Below are 6,582 nucleotides of genomic sequence, written 5' to 3'. Positions count from 1 at the left end.
ATCAGTGGTGGACCCGACCAGGAGGGGGTCAAAATTCGAGCGGTGATAAAGGGTCAGTATTCACCCGGTGGCGACAGTGATGATCGCCACGCTGGCGCCTGCCCCAAGCGCAGCCGACTCGGCTGATTCCCTGGCGACGTCCCCATTCGATTCGACCGTCGTGGCCAAAGGTTTCGACAATCCAATTGCTCCATACCCGTGGAATCTGTCCGGCGTCTCATCCATGCGCGGAGTCTCCTGGTCGTAGCAACCTGATGAGCTCATGCCGGTCACCGAGCGGCGCGCATTCGATCGAACCGGCGAAGCCCCGAATCAAGATACGCCCCAACACCGTCGGGCTGGAGACATCCGGCCCGACGCCGTTTCACGATCGTCCGGGCCATGTCGGCTTCATCCCCGGCGCATATATCTCGCCGTCACGACCGCACGAATTGATAACTAGTCACCTCGAGTGAGTTGGGAAGGGTCACCAAGTTCGTGCGCAATCCGGCCGATACCTCCTGCAAGGAACCAGAGACACCGGGAGTTCATCATGAGCGGAGAAGTGATCCTCCGATTGGGACGGGCAGTCCTCAGGCCAGAGCAGTAGGCGAAAGTACCGATGACAGACAACCCGCCGAGACGAGAGACGAACCGGATGTCCGGTTCGATGCGCGTGTTGTTGCTGACCCTGGCCGTGGCGGTTGCGGCGCTACTGGTCCATCTCATCGTCGCCGACTGGGAACCCCTGCCGGATACAACGAACCTGCACTGGTGGTTGCTGGTTCCGGCCGTATACCTCTCGGAAATCACAGTCGTTCATTTCCGCGGTCGGCGCGACGCTCACTCCTTCTCGATGAGCGAGATACCCCTCATCTTCGGCCTGTATTTCTTTGCGCCCGGCGAGATGATGCTGGCAGTGCTAATCGGGAGCGCGCTCGTGCTTTCGATTCACCGGCGACAACCGCTCCTCAAACTCCTCTTCAATGTATCGCAGTTCACGCTCGTTTTTGGCGTTGCAGCAATCGTATTTCGCCTCATCATCAGGCTGGGCGACCCACTTGGGCCGGCCGGATGGGCGGGAGGGTTGCTCGGAGCGCTCGTCTCTCTGATCGTGGCGATGGGATTGGTCAACCTGGCCATATTTCTGGTTTCAGGGTCGTTCCGCCGACCGGGACTGGCCGAAGTCGTCTGGCTCAGCACGCTGGCCACGATGATGAGCGCCAGCCTGGCGCTCATCGCAGTCACCATGGCCAAACTCGCACCCGGAATGGCGTTGCTCTCACTCATCCCGCCGGCGGTCCTCTTTCTTTCCTATCGGGCCTACATGGGCCAGCGGGAGCAGCGCACCCGCCTTGAATCGTTGTACGAGGCGACCCGCGTCCTGCATGAGACGCCTGAGATCGAAGAGGCGATGCTGGTGGCAGCTGAGCGAGCACGGGCCATGTTCCAGGCCGAATACGCGGAGATCACTTTGTTCTCAGGCGACACGCATGAAGCCGCCTACCGCACCAGGGTGGGGCCGGCCGACGACCGTTTGGCAATGACGCTCATCAATCTCGACCATGAGAGATCCATCTGGCACCCGATCGCCGAGGCACAAACGACGCATATGTTCGCCAAGAGTGAGCCGGAGATCATCCGCCCGGTTGGGTGCCCGCCGATTCGCGAGGGTATTGCCACTCCCCTGTTTGTCGATGATGCCGTCGGCGGAGTGCTCCTCGTTGCCAACAAACTAGATGACGTGAGCAAGTACAAGCAGCGTGACAGCCGCCTGTTGGAGACTTTCGCGAGGCAGGTCGCCGTCTCACTCGAAAACGGCAAACTCGTCGACTCGCTGGCCAGCCTCACCGAACTCAAGGAAGAACTGAAGCACCAGGCACTCCATGATTCACTCACCGGTCTCGCCAATCGAGCCAACTTCTCGCTCAAGGTGACTGAGGCACTCGATGCGATTACTCCGGACGCATCCGTCGCCGTGATGTTCCTAGACCTCGACGACTTCAAGAGCGTCAACGACAGCCTCGGCCATGCAGCCGGAGATCAGCTGCTGATCGAGGTGGCTGCCCGCCTCCAGGCAGTGTGCCGTGCCGACGACGAGGTGGCCCGGATCGGGGGCGATGAGTTCGCGGTGCTCGTCCCGGTCGCAAGGGATGAGGCAGGTGTCGAAGCGCTGGCGACGCGGATGGTCGAATCACTGAACATGCCGTTTGCCATCGAGGACCGCCAGGTCGTCACCAGGGCCAGCATCGGCGTCGCTTTCGCCCGTCCCGATGACGGACCGCGGGAGCTTCTGAGCAATGCCGACGCAGCCATGTACGCAGCGAAGCATCAGGGCAAAGGAACCTACCGGACCTTCGAGGAGTCCATGCACGAAGCGGTATCGAAAACCCTCGAGCTCCGCGCCGCCCTCCAGTCGGCCCTGCGTCTGGATCAGCTCGATCTCCACTACCAGCCGATCGTCGACATCCACTCAGGTGTCATCGCCAGCTTCGAGGCGCTGATGCGGTGGAATCATCCGGAGCGTGGCGTCATCCAGCCGAACGAGTTCATCCCCTATACCGAGGAATCCGGCCTGATCGTTACGCTCGGCGAATGGGCCTTGACCAAAGCGTGCGGCGATGCGCAACGCTGGCAGGCAGCGCACCCTGAGTCCACGGTTGGGGTCACCGTGAATTTGTCCCCAAAGCAGTTGCAGGAAGCGAATATCGTCGATCGAGTCCGCTCTGTCCTCTCGGAGACCGGCCTCGACCCGGACCGGTTGACACTCGAGGTCACCGAGAACGTCGTCATGCATACGGCCGTCCATCGCCTCGAACAACTGAAGGCGCTCGGCATCCATCTCGCCATCGATGATTTCGGAACCGGCTACTCCTCATTGAGCTACCTGGATCGCCTGCCAATTGACATCGTGAAAATCGATCGATCCTTCGTCGAGCGTCTCGGGCATGGCGAAACCTCGCTGGTCCGCACCGTGCTGACGATCGGCAACTCGCTCGAACTCGGCTCCATCATCGAAGGAGTGGAAACCCGGGATCAGCTCATGAGGCTGCGGCAACTGGGGTGCCGGCACGTCCAGGGCTTCTACCTCTCTCCCCCCGTTCCAATCGACCAGGCGATCGACCTCGTTCCCCACCTGTTACTCGATCCGTCCGCGCCGGGTGCAACGGTCACCCGGCTTCGCACCGGGTAGTCCCTGTACCCGGCCACCCGGCGGAGTCGCCACACCGCCGACTCCGCCCGCCGTCATCTGCGAGCGCTACTACGCTTCCTGCCGAACGCCCGCGTAGCTCAGGGGATAGAGCAACTGCCTCCTAAGCAGTAGGTCGCAGGTTCGATTCCTGCCGCGGGCGCCGAAAGGAACATCCAATGGTCGCCTACGAACGACTTTCATCCCTAGACACGTCGTTCCTGGCTCTGGAGACCCCCGAGCTCCACATGCACGTGGCCGCGGTCGGCATCTTCGAAGCAGGGCCGCTTCGACGCGCCGACGGCGGCATCGATATCGATCGAATTCGTGCCTTCGTCGCCTCCAAACTGCAATACGTTCCCCGGTACCACCAGAGACTGGCGTGGGTTCCATTCGAACGGCATCCCGTTTGGGTGGACGACCACGAGTTCGATCTGGCCTTCCACGTCCGCCACTCCAGCCTGCCGCGGCCCGGCACCGACGCGCAGCTCAAGGAACTCGTCGGCCACCTCGTTTCTCGCAACCTCGACCGCGCCAAGCCCCTCTGGGAACTATCCATCGTTGAGGGCCTCGAGGATGATCGATTCGCATTGATTGCCAAGGTGCATCACTGCATGATCGACGGACTGTCGGGGGTCGATCTCATGGCGGTCATGTTCAACGTCATCCCGACCGAAGACATCGAACCGACCGCCGAGTGGAAGCCGCGCCAGGCTCCTTCGGGTGCCGAACTCGTCGCCGCAGAGACCGGGAGGCGACTGCGCAATTCAATCGATCTGGTCAAAGATCTCGGACGGCTGGCCAAAGACGCGCAGCAGTTGACCGGCGAAGCAGGACGACGGTTGCGAGCCATGACTCATTCGCTCGGTTCGGGATGGCTCAGCGCAGCCTCACAGACTCCACTCAACCACCGCATGAGCCCGAACCGCCGCATCGACTGGCAGGTCACCGACCTGACCCAGGTCAAAGCAGTCAAGAACGCGCTCGGCGGGACCGTCAACGACACGGTGCTCGCCATCGCCGCGGGAGCGATCCGGGAGTTCCTCATCACAAACAGGGACTTCCCGGTTGACGATCTCGACTACCGGGTCATGGCACCGGTCAGCGTTCGCTCTGCCGATCAACGGGGACAACTCGGCAACCAGGTCGCCATGTGGCTGGTCTCACTGCCTCTCGAGGAACCCGATCCGGTGAAGCGTCTCCGGCGGATCCAGCAGGAAACCAGAACCCTCAAGGAGACCGACCAGGCATTAGGCGCCTCCAGCCTGGTCCAACTGAGCGCCGGCGCTCCGAGCACCCTCGTGTCGATGGGAGCCAGATTGGCTGCCGGAAACATCCGGCCCTTCAACATGACGGTCACCAACGTACCGGGGCCACAATTCCCTCTCTATCTGCTTGGATCGCGCTTGCTGGTGCAGGTGCCCCTCGTGCCCCTCTGGGCTGAACATGGGCTCGGCCTGGCCCAGTTCAGTTACAACGGATCGCTGACCTGGGGTCTCAACGCCGATCGAGACCTCGTCCCGGACGTCCGCAGCTTCGGCGAGGCGATCCAATCATCGCTCGACTCGCTGATCGACGCGCTCTGACGTGACCGGGCCGGGCGCCGCTCCGAGCTCAAAGCCGATCCGGCGGCCGACGGCGACCCATATTCGGGGTTTGGTCGGCGTCTCGTTCATCTCGTTTTCCTCGACCCTCGTCAAGCTGGCGGATTCGTCACCCAACACGGTCACGTTCTTTCGCGCAATCTACGCGATTCCGCTCCTGGTCCTCGTGTGGGCACCCCGGCGAGCCAAGGATCTGAGAACCCGTCGGGCACGAGCCATGGCCATCGGGTCTGGTTTGATCCTGTCCGTCGACCTGATGCTCTTTCATGCAGCCATCGACGCCATCGGAGCGTCCCTCGGCCTGGTGCTTGCCAACCTCCAGGTGTTGTTCGTCGCCCTGGCGGCCTACCTCGTGTATCGGGACCGGCCGAGCCGGGCGGCGCTCGTCGCTCTGCCTGCCGTCCTGGTGGGAGCGGCGTTCCTATCCGGTCTCGGACGTATCGACAGTTTCGGAGACGACCCGGGGCGGGGCGTGCTGCTCGGAGTTGGAGCGGCGATGGCGTACGCGGCGTTTCTAATGACGTTCCGTTCTGCCAACACCTCGCCCGCTCCGCCCGCCGGTCCGCTGCTCGACGCAACCGTCGGGGCTGCTGCCGGAGCACTGCTGCTCGGCATCTTCGACTCCGGGTTCGACCTCGTTCCCTCCTGGCCGTCCCACGGGTGGCTGGCGCTGATGGCATTGACCGTGCAAGTCGCCGGATGGCTACTCATAGGAGCCACGCTGCCGCTGCTGCCCGCACTGGCAGGATCATTCTTGATCCTCCTGCAGCCGGTGCTGGGGCTCGTCTGGGGCACCACGCTGCTCGGGGAATCGATCTCGGTTCTGCAAAGTTTCGGCGTGCTGTTCATCCTTGGGGGCATTGCCCTCGTCACGGTGCGCGGATCCGTCCGCGGAGCGCGACAGCCGTCACACGACCCGGGGTAGGTGGTCGGCGATTCGACCAAAAAACCGGGAACGCGGCACGGCATCGGCGGCACCGAGGCTCATCGCCCGCTGCAGACCAAGGTCGTCCACGTGCGGCCCGTAGACAATCACCCGAACGCCCGCGCCGGCGAGAATCCGGACCACCTCATCGACATCTGGGCTCTCGAGGTCAACGAACGCCACCGGCGGTTTCTTTCCCGTCATCGCCTTCCCGACGAGTTCGACATTGCGAAGGAGGAACACGTCGAACCCGGCCCCATGAAGGGCCGTTTCGATCTTGGACCGATCCATCAGGTTGCGGGTGTAGACCCCCGCCAGGGGTCGCCGCACCTGTTGTGCCATCGCTTGTGCCTTCGCCGCGCCCCAGGCCAGGTGGGCTCTCCAGGCATCGGAGGTCAGCTCCTGGGATGAGGCAGGAGCCAGGCCGTAGATGTCACCCGGAAGAGCCGCGACGGCCACTCGATCCCGGATCAGGGGCGGTACTCCTGCCGCGCTGAGGGCCGCCGTCGGGAAACGGGCTGCTTCCTGAAAGACTTCGAGTGGGCTGCGGGTCTGCTGCGAGAACGGGAGTTCGAGGAGTTCCGTCAACGTATCGCGCAACCATCCTTCGCCCTGCGCGAGCGCCTGTTCGACTCCGTCCGTCAGGGCCAAGCCCCCGGCCGCCAGACGTTCTTCCATGGTCGGCCGGTAAACGGAAGTGAATTCGGTCAAGAGTTGCCGGGCGATGTCGGTCAAAGGCATGGAAGGAGGGTAGCTAGTCGCGAGTCGCGGGTCGCGAGCAAGAGGTTCTGGGTTGTAGGTTCTAGCTCTAGTGGTCTGTCGCGGATTCAGTGATCTGGTTGAGGGCGGCTCGTCCTCGTTTGACTTTGGCAATGATTTCTTCG

At 62.8% G+C, this 6,582-nt stretch carries 5 protein-coding genes and 1 tRNA gene; 4 read left to right on the top strand and 2 right to left on the bottom strand.

Annotated elements, in window-relative coordinates; genetic code table 11:
• Positions 1–60: 60 nt before the first annotated feature.
• The gene (locus tag P1T08_17980) at positions 61–264 is read right to left on the bottom strand and encodes a hypothetical protein (protein MDF1597968.1); all 204 of its coding nucleotides are present in this window, start codon (positions 262–264) and stop codon (positions 61–63) included.
• 337 nt (positions 265–601) lie between these two features.
• Between P1T08_17980 and P1T08_17975 the strand changes: the two genes are divergently transcribed.
• The 4 genes from P1T08_17975 (at position 602) to P1T08_17960 (ending at position 5,698) form a co-directional block, all read left to right on the top strand.
• Positions 602–3,172: an EAL domain-containing protein gene (locus P1T08_17975; protein MDF1597967.1), complete on the top strand. Its 2,571-nt coding sequence runs from the start codon at positions 602–604 to the stop codon at positions 3,170–3,172.
• Positions 3,173–3,259: 87 nt separating this feature from the next.
• Positions 3,260–3,332, top strand: a tRNA-Arg gene (locus P1T08_17970).
• Between the two features lie 16 nt (positions 3,333–3,348).
• Positions 3,349–4,755, top strand: coding sequence for a wax ester/triacylglycerol synthase family O-acyltransferase (locus tag P1T08_17965; GenBank protein MDF1597966.1), 1,407 nt, complete (start codon positions 3,349–3,351; stop codon positions 4,753–4,755).
• A gap of 1 nt (position 4,756) precedes the next feature.
• Entirely contained in the window at positions 4,757–5,698 is a 942-nt protein-coding gene (locus P1T08_17960) for a DMT family transporter (GenBank protein MDF1597965.1), read from the top strand.
• On the opposite strand, the gene P1T08_17955 is transcribed toward P1T08_17960, so the two are convergent.
• On the bottom strand, positions 5,681–6,439 hold the full coding sequence (locus tag P1T08_17955) for a hypothetical protein (GenBank protein MDF1597964.1): 759 nt from the start codon (positions 6,437–6,439) through the stop codon (positions 5,681–5,683). The genes P1T08_17960 and P1T08_17955 overlap by 18 nt on opposite strands.
• Positions 6,440–6,582: the final 143 nt, after the last annotated feature.

The sequence above is a fragment of the Acidimicrobiia bacterium genome (assembly GCA_029210695.1).
Classification (GTDB): Bacteria; Actinomycetota; Acidimicrobiia; order Spongiisociales; family JAHEDJ01; genus JAHEDJ01.
The sequence above is the reverse complement of the archived record's forward strand: the minus strand, read 5'-3'. Positions and strand labels throughout refer to the sequence as shown.

What these genes read in the sequence shown, in the direction of transcription:
- P1T08_17955 (MDF1597964.1), bottom strand. Translation starts at nt 6,439, where the DNA reads ATGCCTTTGACCGACATCGCCCGGCAACTCTTGACCGAATTCACTTCC.
- P1T08_17965 (MDF1597966.1), top strand. Translation starts at nt 3,349, where the DNA reads ATGGTCGCCTACGAACGACTTTCATCCCTAGACACGTCGTTCCTGGCT.
- P1T08_17975 (MDF1597967.1), top strand. Translation starts at nt 602, where the DNA reads ATGACAGACAACCCGCCGAGACGAGAGACGAACCGGATGTCCGGTTCG.
- P1T08_17980 (MDF1597968.1), bottom strand. Translation starts at nt 264, where the DNA reads ATGAGCTCATCAGGTTGCTACGACCAGGAGACTCCGCGCATGGATGAG.